The sequence below is a fragment of the Acinetobacter sp. Res13-Abat-PEC15-P4-01 genome, from assembly GCF_015676285.1.
Lineage (GTDB): Bacteria > Pseudomonadota > Gammaproteobacteria > Pseudomonadales > Moraxellaceae > Acinetobacter > Acinetobacter nematophilus.
On the sequence record NZ_JADAIN010000020.1, the window covers coordinates 356,371 to 371,518 of the forward strand.

The following is a 15,148-nucleotide window of genomic DNA, read 5'->3' on the forward strand; positions in this document are numbered from 1 at the left end:
TAAAATGGAGAATCCATGTTCAAAGTTACAAAAATTAGGCAGAGTATTTTGACTGCTATGTGGGGGGTTACAGCGAGTGTTTCAACACTGGCGCTTGCCGATGATGAGCTCACTGGAGCGAATCAAGTTGATCAACAGGCACAGGTTGTGGATGCAAAAGATGTCAAAAAATTAAAAGATGTCATTGTTACAGCACAATATCGAGCACAAAACATTCAAAAAGTTCCAACGGCAATCACTGCCGTTTCTGGAAAAGACCTGGCAGCTAAAGGTTCGACATTTATTGGCGATGTCCTAACCTACACACCCAACGCGGCGGCGGAAAATCCAGATGGCGATAGTCGTCCACGATGGTATATCCGTGGTTTAGGAACTGGAGATGTTGCTGCGTCTACAGTATTTCCCGTTGGGGTTTATGCGGATGGTGTATATTTAAATGCTCCTGTTGCAGGTGCAGGGGATCTATTTGACCTTGAACGCATCGAAGTTTTACGAGGTCCACAAGGTACACTGTATGGAAAAAATACAACGGCGGGTGCAGTAAATTATATCTCTAGAAAACCCACATTTACAGATAAACCAAATGGTTATGCAACTATTGGTTTGGGGGACTATAACCTTCGAACGTTTGAAGCTGCCGCGAATGCAAAAATATCGGAAAACGTTGCGGTCAGGGGAGCATTTTATTCTGAGGACCGTGATGGCTATGCCAAAAACTTAGCCAATGGAGAACACTATGGAGATGTTGATAAAAAATCTTTTCGATTCCAAATTTTAGGCAAAGTGAATGAGGATTGGGATGCTTTACTCAATTTACATAGTCAAACCTATAATGGCACAGGAAATAATGGCTCTCTAAGTGTTGGAAAATATTGGGGTGTATATGAGAGACCAAAGGGACGTGATACATATTTAGACTTGGATGAAAGTGGCAAAATTCAGCATGACGGTGCATCCCTCAGTTTAACGGGTAATTTAGGTAATGGTTATACTTTTACCTCGATTACAGCTTTTGATAAAACCACCCAAAAATCAATATCAGATGGTGACTATACACCATATGATATTGCGCGTAGTTATACTGATAATGAATGGCGTCAATATAGTCAGGAGTTTCGTATTGCGTCTGATGCAGAAAAACGCCTAAGCTGGATTGCCGGGCTACATTATTTTAATGAGGATTTAGATGCGACAGGTGTCAGCGCACGTGTAACAAAAACTTTACCGAACGGCGCTGCGTCTCAAACTGCTGCTACACCTGCATTCAGAGACATTGGTTATGATCAGGGAACACAGAGCTTTGCCCTGTTTGGAAACAGCACCTATAAATTCACGGATAAATTCAAAGTCACGGGCGGCTTACGTTGGACCAGTGAAGAAAAAGACATCAATCTTGATTTAACTCAAATCACGACAGGGGATTACAGCAAAGGCAGTTGGTGGAAAAAGGATGGATACAGCAATAGCGTCTATAATCCAGCAGCAAATGCAAATGGTTCAACCAGCCGTAAAAAAACATGGAATGAGCTGACTTATGACATCACACCAGAATATGAAATCAATCCTGACCTGAATACTTATTTTCGTTTCGCCCGTGGGTTCCGTTCAGGTGGGTTTAACACAGGGATATCTAGCAGTTTAACCCAACTGACTGATGTTAATCCTGAATATTTAAACAGTTACGAACTTGGGCTTAAGTCAACATTGTTGAATGGTGATTTAACTGCAAATGCAAATATTTTTTATTATGACTATAAAGACATTCAAACCAACTTATTGGTCGCAACCGAGGGGCAAGCCGGAGGGGTAACTTCAGTTTTAGCCAATGGACCAAAAGCTGAGGTGAAAGGTGCTGAACTAGAACTGGATTACTTGGCAACGGAAAACTTGAGACTCCGTTTTGCCGGCGCATATTTGGACAGTGAATATACAGACTTTGTAGATAAAAATCCCGTGACCAACGTTGTAAATGCGGATAATACAGGCAACAGTCTGGTGCGATCACCCAAATACACGGTGGGTCTTGGTGGAGAATATACCTTTAATCTGAGCAATGGCTCACGTGTCGTGGTCGGAACGGATGCAAGTTATCGAGATCGTGAATATTTCTTGGTCAACCGTCAGAATTATACCGTTGATCCTGTCTTGAGCCAAAAAGCTTACACGTTGTGGAATGCCAATATTGGCTATCACAGTGCCAATAACAAATATCAAGTCAATGCCTATGTGAAAAATTTGCTTAATGAAGAATATCAAGTACATGGACGTCCAAATGGTCCAGTCGGGCAGTACGTTTTAACTTATGGCAATCCACGTCAGGTGGGTGCTTCATTTACAGCTAAATTTTAAAAATGAGGATTACTTTCATGGGAATAGAATTTTTTACACGTTTACCACTACATGGCGAGGCTGAGTTTTTAGCTGGGGATCCACGTAACCGTGGTGATTGGACGCGTGTTGCAGGTGTTGAAAATACGGGTGCGGTGTCCAACTATCAGGTTGGCGATGACTTTAGTTATATTGATTATTTGAGCCAGATTGCGCGAGCTGCTGAAATCAATGGTTTTGCAGGTGCATTGATGGTGAATGCGCCAACAGGTGAAGAACCTTGGACGGTATGCTCATTATTGGCGAGAGAAACCAAACGATTAAATTTTGTGACGGCTTTTCAGCCTTATCACTTTAGTCCCTATAACGCCGTGCAAAGTGCCGCAACTTATCAACGAGCAACGGGAAACCGCTTGGTTTGGAATATCATCAATGGCGGATCGGAAGTTATCCAACGGCAAGTGGGGGATGTAACGCCACACGATGATCGTTATATCCGTGCAACGGAATTTTTAGATGTTGTCAAAGGATATTGGCACAATGAATCATTTCACTATCAAGGTCAGTACTACTCTGCTGAAGGGGGTGGCTTGAAATATCCATTGAACAAAGCAGAGTTACCGATCATATGTACAGCAGGTTCGTCTGAGGCTGCTCGAGAGTTTGCTGCAAAGCATGCCGATTATTATTTAATGCGGGCAGAAAAACCAAGTGAAATTGCTATATTGATTGCTGATGTCCGACAGCGTGCGGCCAAATATGGTCGAGAGAATATCAAGTTTGGTCTGTCTATCGATACGATTGCCCGACGCACAGAGCAAGAAGCTTTAACAGAAGCACAGCGCTATTTAGACGAAGCTGCGGAAAAACAACGTTTGCACGCTTCTGCAGCACATGCAGGATTGCGATCTGCCCGTGTTCTGAGTTTTGAAAAAGAATACAACGAAAAAGCAGGCAGTAAAAATGTGAATGATTTTTTCATTCATCCCAACGTCTGGTCTGGTTTTGGCTATATTGGTGTTCCCCCAGGAGTAGCCTTGGTAGGAAGTTATACCCAGATTATCGAACGTATCGAAGAATATAATCGTATTGGTATTGATCTGTTCTTTTTGGCCGGTTATCCGCATTTAGAGGAGGCTTATCGATTAGGTGAGCATGTGCTGCCTTATTTCAAAAAACAACGTCAGCAATTAGGACGAATTCCTGAAGCATCAAAATATCGTATTGCATGAGGGTTTTGGTTTTAAACCTCTGAGATTTGTCAAAATCAGAGGTTGTTTTTATGGTCTAAGCAGTTTGAAATAAATGACGGTCAGTACGCTTCTAATATGTAACTTCAAGATTAATCAATATCAGGATGCTGCTTTGCAAGATGATCACGTTTTTCTTGCAATTCCTCAATTCTTTGATCAATCTTTTCGATTTTTTGCTCAATATTGTCATGATATTGCTCAAGCAGTTCTTCTGCTTCTTCAGTATCCACAGCCATCGGTTTTGCACCTTTGAGAGGAAGATTGGCAGTTTCTTTAAGATAAAATGCAGTAATCACGCCAAAGCCACCGCAAATCACAAGATAGTATGCTGGCACCATTATATTGTGTGTGGTTTCTACCAAGGTTGCAGTAATCGTTGGAGTGAGACCCGCAATGACGACAGAAATATTAAAGGCAATCGCAAGGGCACTATAACGAATTTCGGTTGGGAAAAGTGCAGGCAGTGTTGATGCCATGATACCGATCAACATATTCAGTGACAGTGCAAGCATCAACAGACCTAAAAAGATCAAGTATACATTGTTGGTTCCGAGCAATAAAAAAGCCGGATATGACAGTATGATCAAAGCAATACTGCCTGCAAAAACAAATGGTCGACGACCTATTTTATCGCTGAGCATCCCCACAAAAGGTTGCACAAAGAGCATCCCCACCATGACTGCAATGATGATCAATACGCCGTGACTTTCTGAATAGCCTAAGTTATGTGAAAAATAACTTGGCAAGTAAGTTAAAAGCATATAGTAGGTGACATTGGTACATAGTACTAATCCAACACAGACCAATAAACTACGCCGATGATCACGTAAAATTTGTTTAAAACCCACTTTTTGTGGTTTTTTAAGTTGTGATTGTTCTTCCGAATGGGATTGAAATGTAGGTGTCTCATCTAAGGAATGGCGCAAATACAAGCCAATCAATCCTAACGGAAGCGCTAAATAAAATGGAATTCTCCAACCCCATTCGACAAAAGCCGCTTCACCTACAGCAAAAGTAATCAGGGAAACCACACCGGCACCCACCACAAAGCCCAAAATTGAACCAAAATCCAGCCAACTTCCCATAAAACCTCGTTTTCGGTCTGGTGAGTATTCAGCAACAAAGATTGCAGCACCTGCATATTCACCACCCACGGAGAAGCCTTGAGCAATTTTTACAATCAGTAATAAGATGGGGCCCAAATACCGATAGTTTCATAAGATGGAATTAAACCAATACCGAAGGTACTGACGGACATGATAATAATGGTGATTGCCAGAATTTTTTGCCGACCATATTTATCGCCTAAAAAACCAAAGAATAGTCCACCTAAAGGTCGGAATATAAAGGGAATTGAAAAGGTCGCTAAAGCCGCAATCATCTGTATGCTGGGTGAGGAATTGGGGAAAAAAACCTGACCTAATACATAAGCGACATATCCATAAACACCAAAATCAAACCATTCAATCGCATTTCCTAAAGCTGCTGCTTTAATGGCTTTTTTTGTCTTATCATAATCAATAATTTCGACATCATCGATTTCCAGTGGTTTGATTTTTCTTTTATACATAAATGCTTAATCCTGATTCATGACTCTGCTTTAAAGTTTTCACTCAAAACACAATCAACGATAAAAATATGGAGAGGTACGATTCAAACATCGTTCATACAGTCATTCGGAGCGCTGAATGCCTAGAAAATTAATAAATATCAATTGATTAAAATTTTAGTTTTTTTGTTGATTTTATGTGTTGGCTAATCATGAATAAAGTGTATGAAAAATGATGTCATTATGTAATAAACTTAAATTTTAACAACAATCTGAAAGTGCAATAAAACGAATACTGACAAAAAGAGGAAAAAGGTTTTATCTGTTTAAGATTGAAAATAAAACAAAAGATAATCCATTCAGTTTGTGAATTAGCTGTTTGTAACGACTCAAAAAAGCATTGTTAATCAAAATATAAATAAACTAGACGACTGGTCTATTATTGATTATAGTAAAACAATGAAAAGATCAGATAAAAGTGAAGCAACGCGTCAACATATCTTAAATACCAGTTATAGATTGGTATTACATAAAGGTTTTGTTGGGGTTGGCTTGCAGGAAATTTTAACGAGCTGTGGCGTTCCAAAAGGTTCGTTCTATCATTATTTTGCCTCCAAAGAAGCATTTGGTTGTGAACTTTTAAAGCATTATCTTGCTGATTATAAAGTCAAAATAGATCAGCTAATGCAAACAGAACAGGGCAGTGCATATGCAAGTTTAGTGGCGCTTTGGCAAGCGTGGATTGATGATCCAAGCCATGATGAGGGGGGCTGGGCTGAAAACTGCTTAATTGTAAAACTTGCAGCTGAGGTCTCAGATTTATCTGAAGATATGCGTCAAATTTTAAATTTTGGAGTAACCAAGCTGACAGAACGTATTACGAATTTACTTCGTGAAGGGCAAAAAGATGGTTCAATTCCACCACATATTGAACCTGAGAAAATGGCACAAACGATGTATCAGCTCTGGTTGGGTGCAGCTTTATTGGCAAGACTCGCACAAGATAAACAACCGCTTTATCTTGCATTGGAAACAACACAGCAATTACTAAAACCATTATAGGACGGTCAAAATGCAAAGTATTATTCATCACAAGTTTGGCGAACCTGTAGATGTATTAGCATCAGCAGAAATGCCTAAACCTGAACCTAAAGCAGGTGAAGTTCGTATTAAAATGATTTTATCTCCCATCCATAACCATGATGTATGGACGGTGAGAGGCAGTTATGGCTATAAACCGACACTACCAGCGATCGGAGGAAGTGAAGGGGTTGGTGTCATTGATGCACTTGGAGAAGGCGTCGACCACGTGTCGGTAGGACAACGTGTTGCAGTTGCAGCCGTGCATGGCAGTTGGGCAGAGTATTTTATTGCACCTGCACAGGGTGTCGTCCCATTAGTCGATGCAATAGATGATGAAACAGCGGCTCAATTGATTGGTATGCCGATCAGTGCATTGATGTTGCTGGATTTTATTGATCTTCAAAAAGATCACTGGTTGATTCAAAATACCGCCAATGGTGCTGTAGGCAAAACCGTTGCCATGATTGCACAGGCGCGTGGTCAAAAAGTCATTCATTTGGTTCGCCGTAGTGACGCGATTGCAGAAATGAATGCTTTAGGTATTCAAAATGTTGTTGCTACAGATCAGCCAGATTGGAAAGATCAAGTCAAAGCAATCCATGCTGATCAGCCTTTAATTGCAGGGGTGGATTCAATTGGCGGTAAAGCCAGTGGTGAAATGTTGGCTCTACTCAGTGAAAACAGTGTTTTGGTTTCTTTTGGAAGTATGACTGGAGAAGTGATGCAAATTTCTTCAGGTGATCTGATTTTTAAACAAGCCATTGTCAAAGGTTTCTGGGCAAGTGTAGTGAATAAGCAACTATCTGCAGAACGCAAAAGGGAATTGATTGTCGAGTTAGTGACTTTAGCCGCGCAAAAAAAATTAGTATTACCCGTAGAAGGTATATTCAGTTTTGATCAAATTCAACAAGCAGCAGCGAAAGCCACTCAAGGTGCCCGTCAAGGCAAGGTACTGTTAAAACCGTAATCCTATCTGGCATAGATCAGCAAAAGTGCTGATCTATTACCATATTTAAAATAAGGAAAAAACATGGTTGGGCAAATTTTAGTCGGTCTCATTGCGCTGTTACATGTGTATATTCTGGTATTGGAAATGTTTTTGTGGGATAAACCTTATGGTTTAAAAGCATTTGCTAATACGCCGGAAAAAGCAAAACTGACCAAAGTGATGGCGCAAAATCAGGGCTTGTACAATGGTTTCCTCGCTGCTGGTTTATTTTGGTCATTATGCACACCCGAAATCTACGCAACTTCACTGGCAAATTTCTTTCTAGGCTGTGTATTGGTGGCGGGTATTTATGGTGGAATGACTGCCAGTAAGAAAATTATGTATATACAGGCAATTCCCGCGTTATTGGCATTGCTTGCGGTAAATCTCAATATTTGAAATAACGGATGCGCTATCTTTTTTAAGGTTGGATGATGAGTATGTGTTTTACTCTTATACCTATAATTTTGAATGGCGCAACATTAATCAATTATCCCTCATAATGGAAAGTCCATTTTTTTCTCAACAATATTTGAATATATAGCAATTTCGCATGCATATTTTGTTGTCTAAAATAAGAAATTAAATTGATATGCTACTTACAGACTGTAAAAATAATTTAGAAAAATTAGAAAATTTCTGTCATTTCTTCACCAATCCAATTTAAAAAATGGTTCACTTTGAGAATATTCTCATGGGTGCGAGGGTAAACTAAATGATGTGCGGATATGGGCACGGATAAGTCATCAGCAAAGACTTTGACAAGTTTTCCTGATGCTAAATAATTTTGGGTAAGTAAATTGCTTTCAAGGACGAAACCGAGCCCATGGGTTGCAGCTTCAAGTGACATATAGGATCGATCAAAACTAAAAGTGTAAGGGAATTCTGGAATACTTAATCCGTTATGTGCAAACCATTGGGGCCATGTAACCAGAGTAGACTTCGATAAAATGAGTTCTTTTTTTAGTAAATCTTTAGGTCTAGAAACTGGACTACGTTCAAGTAATTTAGGGGAGGCAAGAACTTCTAATTTTTCACTTCGAACCGTTCTAATTTCGACGCCTGTCCAATTCGGAATACCATGACGAATATCAATATCAATTTTATCTCGTGTGAAATGAAGGTTTTCATATGAGCAAGATAAATTTACCTGAATAAGAGGGTATTGTTCTTTAAATGATTCCAATCTTGGCAGTAACCACAGAAGTCCAAAGCTTGGTGAAGAATGGATATATAAACTATCTTTTGGGCTTTTATCGGATGCTTGTTCAGTGGCTAACATCAGATTATGCAAGATAGCGGTTACATCTTGATAGTAACGTTCACCAGAAGGCGTTAAGGTTACTCCGCGTGCGCCTCTTATAAATAAGCTTTGACCGATCATTTCTTCTAGTTTTGCGATTTGATGACTGACAGCAGATGGTGTGAGGCTCAAAACCTCTGCTGCTTTTGCCACATTTCCTAATCGAGCAGTTTGTTCAAAGGCCTGTAAGGTTTTTATTGCAGGTACCTGATTGTAATTTTTTTCACTATTGTTCATTTAAAATTCCATTTTTCTTTCAAATCTCAGCTAAAAATATCATAGGCATGAATAAAATTCATGCCTAGTTGAGTTTAACCTTATTGCTGCTCACTGTGAAAAAAGAGAATCTAGTGATGAATGAATATGTTGAAGAAAAGAGGAATAGACATGTTACTACAAGGAAAAGTAGCGTTAATCACAGGTGCAGCATCTGAACGTGGTATTGGTCGTGCAACAGCAGAAATCTTTGCACAGCAAGGTGCCAAAATCATTATTGTTGATCTAGATCTTGCGCAAAGCCAGCATGCAGCTAAAGCATTGGGCGAAGGTCATTTAGGTCTAGCAGCAAATGTTGCAAATGAAGAACAAGCATGCGCTGCTGTGGAACAAGCCCTTCAACACTACGGAAAAATTGATATTTTGGTCAATAATGCAGGCATTACCCAACCTGTAAAAACATTAGATATCAAACGTCATGATTATGATCGTATTTTGGATGTCAGTTTGCGTGGAACACTCATTATGTCTCAGGCTGTAATTCCCTCAATGAAAGAAAACGGTGGAGGAAGTATTGTGTGCTTATCATCCGTTTCGGCACAACGAGGTGGTGGTATTTTTGGTGGTCCACACTACAGTGCTGCCAAAGCTGGGGTTTTAGGGTTAGGTAAAGCGATGGCTCGCGAGTTTGGTGCAGATAATATTCGTGTCAACTCACTTACACCAGGCCTTATTCAAACAGACATTACAGGGGGGTTAATGAATGATGATCGCCGTCATGACATTCTTGCAGGCATTCCACTTGGCCGCTTAGGTAAAGCACAAGATGTCGCAAATGCAGCGTTATTTTTAGCCAGTGATCTATCAGCCTACTTAACAGGTGTAACTTTAGACGTAAATGGTGGCATGCTGATTCACTAAAATTCAGTATTAGTATTAGAAAATTTAAAATAGAGATATGGTCACGAGAGGATATTGTGGCCAAATGTAAAGGGACTCGCATGATGGATACCGTATTTTCATCTGATACAGATGCTATTCGTAAATCTGCATATCGAAAAATTGCATTTCGGCTGATGCCATTTTTGATGCTTTGTTATTTTTGTGCTTACCTAGACCGTGTAAATGTTGGTTTTGCCAAACTTCAAATGATGAGTGATTTACAGTTCAGTGAAGCTGTTTATGGACTCGGCGCAGGTATTTTCTTTATAGGATATTTCTTATGTGAAGTACCGAGCAACATTGTGCTGCATAAAGTTGGTGCTCGACGTTGGATTGCTCGGATCATGATTACATGGGGTATTTTGTCAGGCTGTTTTGCATTTGTTGAAACAGAGTGGCAATTCTATACCTTACGCTTCTTACTCGGTGTTGCTGAAGCTGGATTAGCGCCAGGTTTATTACTTTATCTTACCTATTGGTTCCCATCTTATCGTCGGGCCCGTATGACTGTGCTGTGGTTTATTGCGATCCCAATTTCAGGAATGATTGGTGGACCTCTGTCTGGCTTAATCATGGATCAAATGAACAATGTGCAAGGATGGCATGGTTGGCAATGGATGTTTGTACTTGAAGCTATACCTACAGTGGTTGTTGGTTTGTTAGTCCTCGCGGTTCTAAAAGATTCTGTTCAAGATGCACATTGGTTAACAAGTGCTGAAAAGAATTTAGTTCAGCAAGAAATTGCTCAAGATAATCAACAGAAAGAAGGGCATAGCAGTATTAAAGACTTCATTAGTGATAAACGCTTGTGGTTACTTGCTGGAATCTACTTTTGTGTCGTAATGGGGCAATATGCAATTACTTTCTGGTTGCCTACCTTAATTCGTAACTCGGGCATTAGCGACAACTGGCATATAGGTTTGCTGACCAGCCTACCTTATATGTGTGCAATAGTTGTAATGCTGTTAGCAGGCCGTAGCGGAGATCACTTTAGAGAGCGTCGCTGGCATTTGATTATTCCTATGTGTGCTGGTGCCGTTGCACTGACCTTCGCAACCTTGTTTGTCTCCAATCTAACTCTATCACTGATTTGTTTATGTATTGCGGCATCGGGTGTACTCACTGCATCTTCTTTATTTTGGATGTTGCCAACCAACTTTTTAGGTGGTGTTTCAGCCGCCGCAGGCATTGCAGGAATCAATAGTTTTGCCAATCTCGCTGGATTTTGTTCTCCGTTTCTCATTGGCTGGATTACAACTAATACAGGTTCGAATGCCATAGGTATGTTCTTAATCACAGCAGTCTTGGTTGTCGGCGCCAGCCTAGTACTGCGCGTTCCAGCAAAACTGGTTAATCGTTAATAAGAGAAGTTCATCATGTCAAATATTAATAAAGAAGTTCGTATTGCTGAACTACAGCAACGTGCATATAACATTCGTCAACATGCGTTACGTATGGGACAAGTACAGGGCCAAGGTTATGTTGGACAGGCCTTAGGTGCAGCTGATCTACTCGCAGTTTCTTATTTTCATGCAATGAAATATCAGCCTGAAAATCCTGAGTGGGAAGGAAGAGATCGCTTTTATCTTTCAATAGGGCATTATGCAATTGCTTTATATGCTGCTTTGATCGAAGCAAAAGTTATTCCAGTTGAAGAACTAGAAACGTATGGTTCTGATGACAGTCGTTTACCTATGTCAGGCATGGCAACCTATACCCCAGGTATGGAAATCACAGGTGGTTCTTTGGGGCATGGTTTAGGTATTGCGGTAGGTGCTTGCCTAGGATTAAAGCAAAAGAAATCAGAGTCTTTTGTTTATAACTTCCTATCAGACGGTGAGCTCAATGAAGGCTCGACATGGGAAGCCGTTATGTCAGCTTCACATTGGAAATTAGATAATCTAATTGCAATTATTGATGTGAATAATCAGCAAGCCGATGGGCATTCAAGTGAAATTCTTGCTTTTGAACCGATTGTAGATCGTTGGAAGTCTTTTGGTTGGTATACGCAACGCGTAGATGGCAACAATATGGAAGCTTTACTTGATGCTTTCGATCAAGCAAAAAACCATAAAGGAGCATGCCCAAGAGTCATTATTTGCGATACCCAAATGGGTAAAGGTGTTTCTTTTTTAGAAAGTCGTGAAAAAACACATTTTATTCGCGTGGATGAACGCGAATGGGATGAAGCTTTAAATATATTAACCCATTACGGCAAATAAGGAGTTTAGATCCATGAGCCAATTAGCGAACTCCCCTAAGAAAAAATTAAAAACGTCTGCCATGATTGCTTCGATAGCTGCAGAAGGGCAACCAACCAAGCCTGCACCATTTGGACATGCTTTAAACGCGCTAGCGAAAGAACGTGATGATATTGTTGGATTATCCGCAGATCTATCCAAATATACAGATCTACATATTTTCGCGAATCAAAATCCAGACAAGTTCTTTCAAATGGGAATGGCAGAACAACTCTTGATGAGTGCTGCGGCTGGATTAGCTCGAGAAGGCTTCGTTCCTTTTGCCACGACTTATGCTGTATTCGCCTCACGTCGTGCTTATGATTTTATTTGTATGGCGATTGCCGAAGATAATCTGAATGTGAAAATTGTAGCAGCCCTTCCTGGTTTAACTACAGGATATGGACCAAGTCACCAAGCCACAGAAGACATTGCAATTTTCCGTGGAATGCCAAATTTAATGATCATTGATCCATGTGATGCTTTGGAAATTGAACAGGCTATTCCGCAGATCGCTGCTCATCAAGGTCCTGTTTATATGCGTTTGTTACGTGGTCAAGTTCCATTGGTACTGGATAAATATAACTACCAATTTAAATTAGGTAAGGCTCAAGTTATTAAACCTGGCAAAGACCTGTTGATTATTTCTACAGGGCTGCTGACTATGCGTGCGCTTGAGGCCGCTGAAGAACTTGAAAAAGAAGGAATTGAAGTTTCAGTTCTACATGTCCCAACCATTAAGCCTCTTGATGAAGAAACGATTTTAGCTGAAGTTGCAAAAGAAGGACGACCAGTACTTACTGCTGAAAATCATTCTGTGGTTGGGGGCTTAGGTGAGGCAGTTGGAACATTGCTGTTAAGAAATGGGCAACATCCACGTTTTGATATGATTGGTTTACCAGATGCATTTTTAGATGCTGGAGCATTACCAACATTGCATGATCGTTATGGTATTTCTACAGAAGCAGTTAAAGAGAAAATTAAAAATCACTTAATCTAAGAGAGTCCAACTCTATTAGTGAATTGAGCATGGTGTATGACAGGAGTCCCGCCATGCTGCAATTTTATCACACTAATTTTAATCCAATTTAATCACTCAAAATAGCTTATTCAATTCGCTGTTTAGGGAAACTGATATTCAAAATTTGCAGGGATTGTGCAATGAAAAAAAGTAATTTTTTATGTCTTATTGGTGTTCTTATTGGAACAAATACAGCTTGTTTTGCTGAGAACTTATTTGATGTGAATCGGACAAATTTAACAGGAGATTGGGAGGGTGAACGGAAACAGCTAGTGGATAAAGGAATCAAATTTGATGCTAGTTCCAATCTCGATATTGCTTACTTGGCAGATGGAGGATATGCCCCACGACAAGACCCAACATATGTTAGCCAGTTTTCACTGGGTTCAACCTTAGATTTAGAAAAATTGATAAATATGGAAGGGGTGACTGTTCGAGCTTTAATTATGGCAAGACAAGGGCAGAGTGTATCAGTAGAGCAGATTTCCGATCCGCAAGCACCGCAATTGGCCAATGTACAGGCAAATTATGGACGAGGTAATTCGGGTACAAGGCTTGCAGAACTATCGATCGAAAAGAATTTTAGTAACGCAGCTACCAGTATTCGAGTTGGGCGTTTTGCCATGGGAACTTATTTCAATGTGATGTCCTGTGACTTTCAAAATAATTCTTTTTGCGGTGCGCAAATGGGGAAATGGCAAGGCAGTAAATGGATGAATGCACCTGTCAGCCAATGGGCTGTAATGTCTAAATATAGTTTTAACCCTGAGACCTTTATACAATTTGGTGTATTCGAATATAACCCCAAAAACTTGGAAGAAAGTGAAGGATGGAATTTGGATACAAAAGATGCCGATGGCGTCAATATTCCTGTTGAACTTGTCTGGCAGCGTAAACAGGCGATTAATAACTTAGTTGGAATTTATCGTATAGGTGCATTTTACAATACGGCTGACGATCTCAAAAACCAAAAAGATATCGTGACAGGAGAACCTGAATCTCGCACATATGGGATGTGGGGAGTTGTGGAACAACAATTAACCCACAAAGACTCAACTCATCAAGGGCTGTATGCTTTTATGAATTTCAGCTTTCATGATCAAACCACGAACAAAATTGAAAATATGCAACAAATGGGTTTGAAGTATGTGGGACTTTTAAATCATCATCCCAATGATATTGTAGGTTTTGCTGTGAATAGAGTTGATGTGAGTGATCGTTACAGCCGAACACACCAAGCGATTAATCAGGATGCTGAATATAATATTGAGGTGAACTATTCATATTTTCCAATGAAATGGTTGATGTTGAGACCTAATATTCAATATGTAATCAATCCTGGGGCAACGAGTTATGTGGATAATGCTCTAGTGCTAGGCTTAAGCTCGAAAATTATTTTTTAAGCAATCTTCATTTTAAGGATCTGAAAATTGTATTTAACTGTTTTAGATTATGGTCGCGGCTTTGGAGCAAAATTTAATTCTATGTCCAAGTGTGACATGAATGATCAAGTAAAATACTTTGTCTGAACCATATATTGAAATCTATGTAACAATATTAGTCCCCAAAGTCGGCATATTCCTTCGAGATGAATTTGCCGTATTGAGTCCATGGTGGCGTAATGTTCACGTGTTGAATGTGGGTTTTGGTCAGGCTATAACTCTGTCCGTTTAAACTGCGAATATCGATGATCAGCGCTAGATTGTTTTTATTGTCCCATTTGATTTTAATCTTATTTTTTGCATTTTGGCTTTCGTACCATGTATAGCCATTGCCTTGTTGCGTGATTTTCATTTTTTTCAGTGACCTGGAATCAAAGATGGAAAAGACACAGGTCCAACAGTGAGTTAAACCGAGCATTTCGATATCTACATTTTGTAAATGAACCACAGTTTTATCTTCTGGCAGAACCAGATTAAGTCGTGTTGTTTTTTTATTGTCGATAAAATAATGTTGTGCTGTTTCCGATAAATCCAAGTGTTTATGGTTGGGTTTATTTTTTATCTCAGTTGAATGTTGATGATGTTTGGGAAGAACTCGCTCAAGCCAAACGTTATTTTGATCCCGATACATACGTTCCTGAAATACCGAAGTGTGGGTAATACCATCATTTCCAATCACTTGGGACTCACGGCTAATGGTTGCTTTAAGCACTGGTGCAGCTTGAACAGCGTGGATGGAGGAGACAAATAACAGCATGATCATAAAACGCATAAATAATCCTG

Annotated in this window: 12 protein-coding genes and 1 pseudogene; 10 read left to right on the top strand and 3 right to left on the bottom strand. The window is 39.9% G+C overall.

Going from position 1 to position 15,148, the window contains the following annotated elements; all coding sequences use genetic code 11:
• The first annotated feature begins 15 nt into the window (after positions 1-15).
• Together IMO47_RS08640 and IMO47_RS08645 are read left to right on the top strand one after the other, a co-directional pair.
• The gene (locus IMO47_RS08640) at positions 16-2,349 is read left to right on the top strand and encodes a TonB-dependent receptor (protein WP_227552245.1); all 2,334 of its coding nucleotides are present in this window, start codon (positions 16-18) and stop codon (positions 2,347-2,349) included.
• Between the two features lie 17 nt (positions 2,350-2,366).
• On the top strand, positions 2,367-3,560 hold the full coding sequence (locus tag IMO47_RS08645; RefSeq protein WP_196074746.1) for an LLM class flavin-dependent oxidoreductase: 1,194 nt from the start codon (positions 2,367-2,369) through the stop codon (positions 3,558-3,560).
• Between the two features lie 110 nt (positions 3,561-3,670).
• On the opposite strand, the pseudogene proP reads toward IMO47_RS08645, so the two are convergent.
• Positions 3,671-5,151 (bottom strand): annotated as a pseudogene (gene proP, locus IMO47_RS08650) (glycine betaine/L-proline transporter ProP).
• A gap of 438 nt (positions 5,152-5,589) precedes the next feature.
• Between proP and IMO47_RS08655 the strand changes: the two are divergent.
• From IMO47_RS08655 to IMO47_RS08665, 3 genes are all read left to right on the top strand, one after another.
• Complete coding sequence (locus IMO47_RS08655) at positions 5,590-6,192, top strand: TetR/AcrR family transcriptional regulator (protein ID WP_196074747.1); 603 nt, start codon at positions 5,590-5,592, stop codon at positions 6,190-6,192.
• A 10-nt stretch (positions 6,193-6,202) separates the two neighbouring features.
• Positions 6,203-7,180 carry a zinc-binding dehydrogenase gene (locus IMO47_RS08660; protein WP_196074748.1) on the top strand — a complete coding sequence of 326 codons (978 nt, stop codon included), beginning with the start codon at positions 6,203-6,205 and terminating at the stop codon, positions 7,178-7,180.
• A 63-nt stretch (positions 7,181-7,243) separates the two neighbouring features.
• A complete protein-coding gene (locus IMO47_RS08665; RefSeq protein ID WP_196074749.1) occupies positions 7,244-7,600 on the top strand; it encodes a DUF1304 domain-containing protein in 357 nt (118 codons plus the stop codon).
• Positions 7,601-7,829: 229 nt separating this feature from the next.
• On the opposite strand, the gene IMO47_RS08670 is transcribed toward IMO47_RS08665, so the two are convergent.
• The gene (locus IMO47_RS08670; RefSeq protein ID WP_196074750.1) at positions 7,830-8,741 is read right to left on the bottom strand and encodes a LysR substrate-binding domain-containing protein; all 912 of its coding nucleotides are present in this window, start codon (positions 8,739-8,741) and stop codon (positions 7,830-7,832) included.
• A gap of 150 nt (positions 8,742-8,891) precedes the next feature.
• Between IMO47_RS08670 and IMO47_RS08675 the strand changes: the two genes are divergently transcribed.
• The 5 genes from IMO47_RS08675 to IMO47_RS08695 all read left to right on the top strand — a co-directional run bounded on the left by IMO47_RS08675 (position 8,892) and on the right by IMO47_RS08695 (position 14,326).
• Positions 8,892-9,641 (top strand): SDR family NAD(P)-dependent oxidoreductase, encoded by a 750-nt coding sequence (locus IMO47_RS08675; protein ID WP_196074751.1) that lies wholly within the window; start codon positions 8,892-8,894, stop codon positions 9,639-9,641.
• An 83-nt stretch (positions 9,642-9,724) separates the two neighbouring features.
• Positions 9,725-11,023 (top strand): MFS transporter, encoded by a 1,299-nt coding sequence (locus IMO47_RS08680; protein ID WP_196074772.1) that lies wholly within the window; start codon positions 9,725-9,727, stop codon positions 11,021-11,023.
• Positions 11,024-11,038: 15 nt separating this feature from the next.
• Complete coding sequence (locus IMO47_RS08685; protein ID WP_196074752.1) at positions 11,039-11,884, top strand: transketolase; 846 nt, start codon at positions 11,039-11,041, stop codon at positions 11,882-11,884.
• Between the two features lie 13 nt (positions 11,885-11,897).
• On the top strand, positions 11,898-12,902 hold the full coding sequence (locus tag IMO47_RS08690; RefSeq protein ID WP_196074753.1) for a transketolase C-terminal domain-containing protein: 1,005 nt from the start codon (positions 11,898-11,900) through the stop codon (positions 12,900-12,902).
• A 161-nt stretch (positions 12,903-13,063) separates the two neighbouring features.
• Complete coding sequence (locus IMO47_RS08695) at positions 13,064-14,326, top strand: carbohydrate porin (protein WP_196074754.1); 1,263 nt, start codon at positions 13,064-13,066, stop codon at positions 14,324-14,326.
• 154 nt (positions 14,327-14,480) lie between these two features.
• Here IMO47_RS08695 and IMO47_RS08700 read toward each other — a convergent pair whose 3' ends face one another.
• A complete protein-coding gene (locus IMO47_RS08700; RefSeq protein WP_196074755.1) occupies positions 14,481-15,137 on the bottom strand; it encodes a hypothetical protein in 657 nt (218 codons plus the stop codon).
• Positions 15,138-15,148 lie beyond the last annotated feature (11 nt).

Excerpts from the sequence above, each read along its gene's own strand:
- IMO47_RS08655 (WP_196074747.1), top strand. The coding sequence starts at position 5,590 with ATGAAAAGATCAGATAAAAGTGAAGCAACGCGTCAACATATCTTAAAT.
- IMO47_RS08700 (WP_196074755.1), bottom strand. The coding sequence starts at position 15,137 with ATGCGTTTTATGATCATGCTGTTATTTGTCTCCTCCATCCACGCTGTT.
- IMO47_RS08695 (WP_196074754.1), top strand. The coding sequence starts at position 13,064 with ATGAAAAAAAGTAATTTTTTATGTCTTATTGGTGTTCTTATTGGAACA.
- IMO47_RS08640 (WP_227552245.1), top strand. The coding sequence starts at position 16 with ATGTTCAAAGTTACAAAAATTAGGCAGAGTATTTTGACTGCTATGTGG.
- IMO47_RS08685 (WP_196074752.1), top strand. The coding sequence starts at position 11,039 with ATGTCAAATATTAATAAAGAAGTTCGTATTGCTGAACTACAGCAACGT.
- IMO47_RS08660 (WP_196074748.1), top strand. The coding sequence starts at position 6,203 with ATGCAAAGTATTATTCATCACAAGTTTGGCGAACCTGTAGATGTATTA.
- IMO47_RS08665 (WP_196074749.1), top strand. The coding sequence starts at position 7,244 with ATGGTTGGGCAAATTTTAGTCGGTCTCATTGCGCTGTTACATGTGTAT.
- IMO47_RS08675 (WP_196074751.1), top strand. The coding sequence starts at position 8,892 with ATGTTACTACAAGGAAAAGTAGCGTTAATCACAGGTGCAGCATCTGAA.
- IMO47_RS08670 (WP_196074750.1), bottom strand. The coding sequence starts at position 8,741 with ATGAACAATAGTGAAAAAAATTACAATCAGGTACCTGCAATAAAAACC.
- IMO47_RS08690 (WP_196074753.1), top strand. The coding sequence starts at position 11,898 with ATGAGCCAATTAGCGAACTCCCCTAAGAAAAAATTAAAAACGTCTGCC.
- IMO47_RS08680 (WP_196074772.1), top strand. The coding sequence starts at position 9,725 with ATGGATACCGTATTTTCATCTGATACAGATGCTATTCGTAAATCTGCA.
- IMO47_RS08645 (WP_196074746.1), top strand. The coding sequence starts at position 2,367 with ATGGGAATAGAATTTTTTACACGTTTACCACTACATGGCGAGGCTGAG.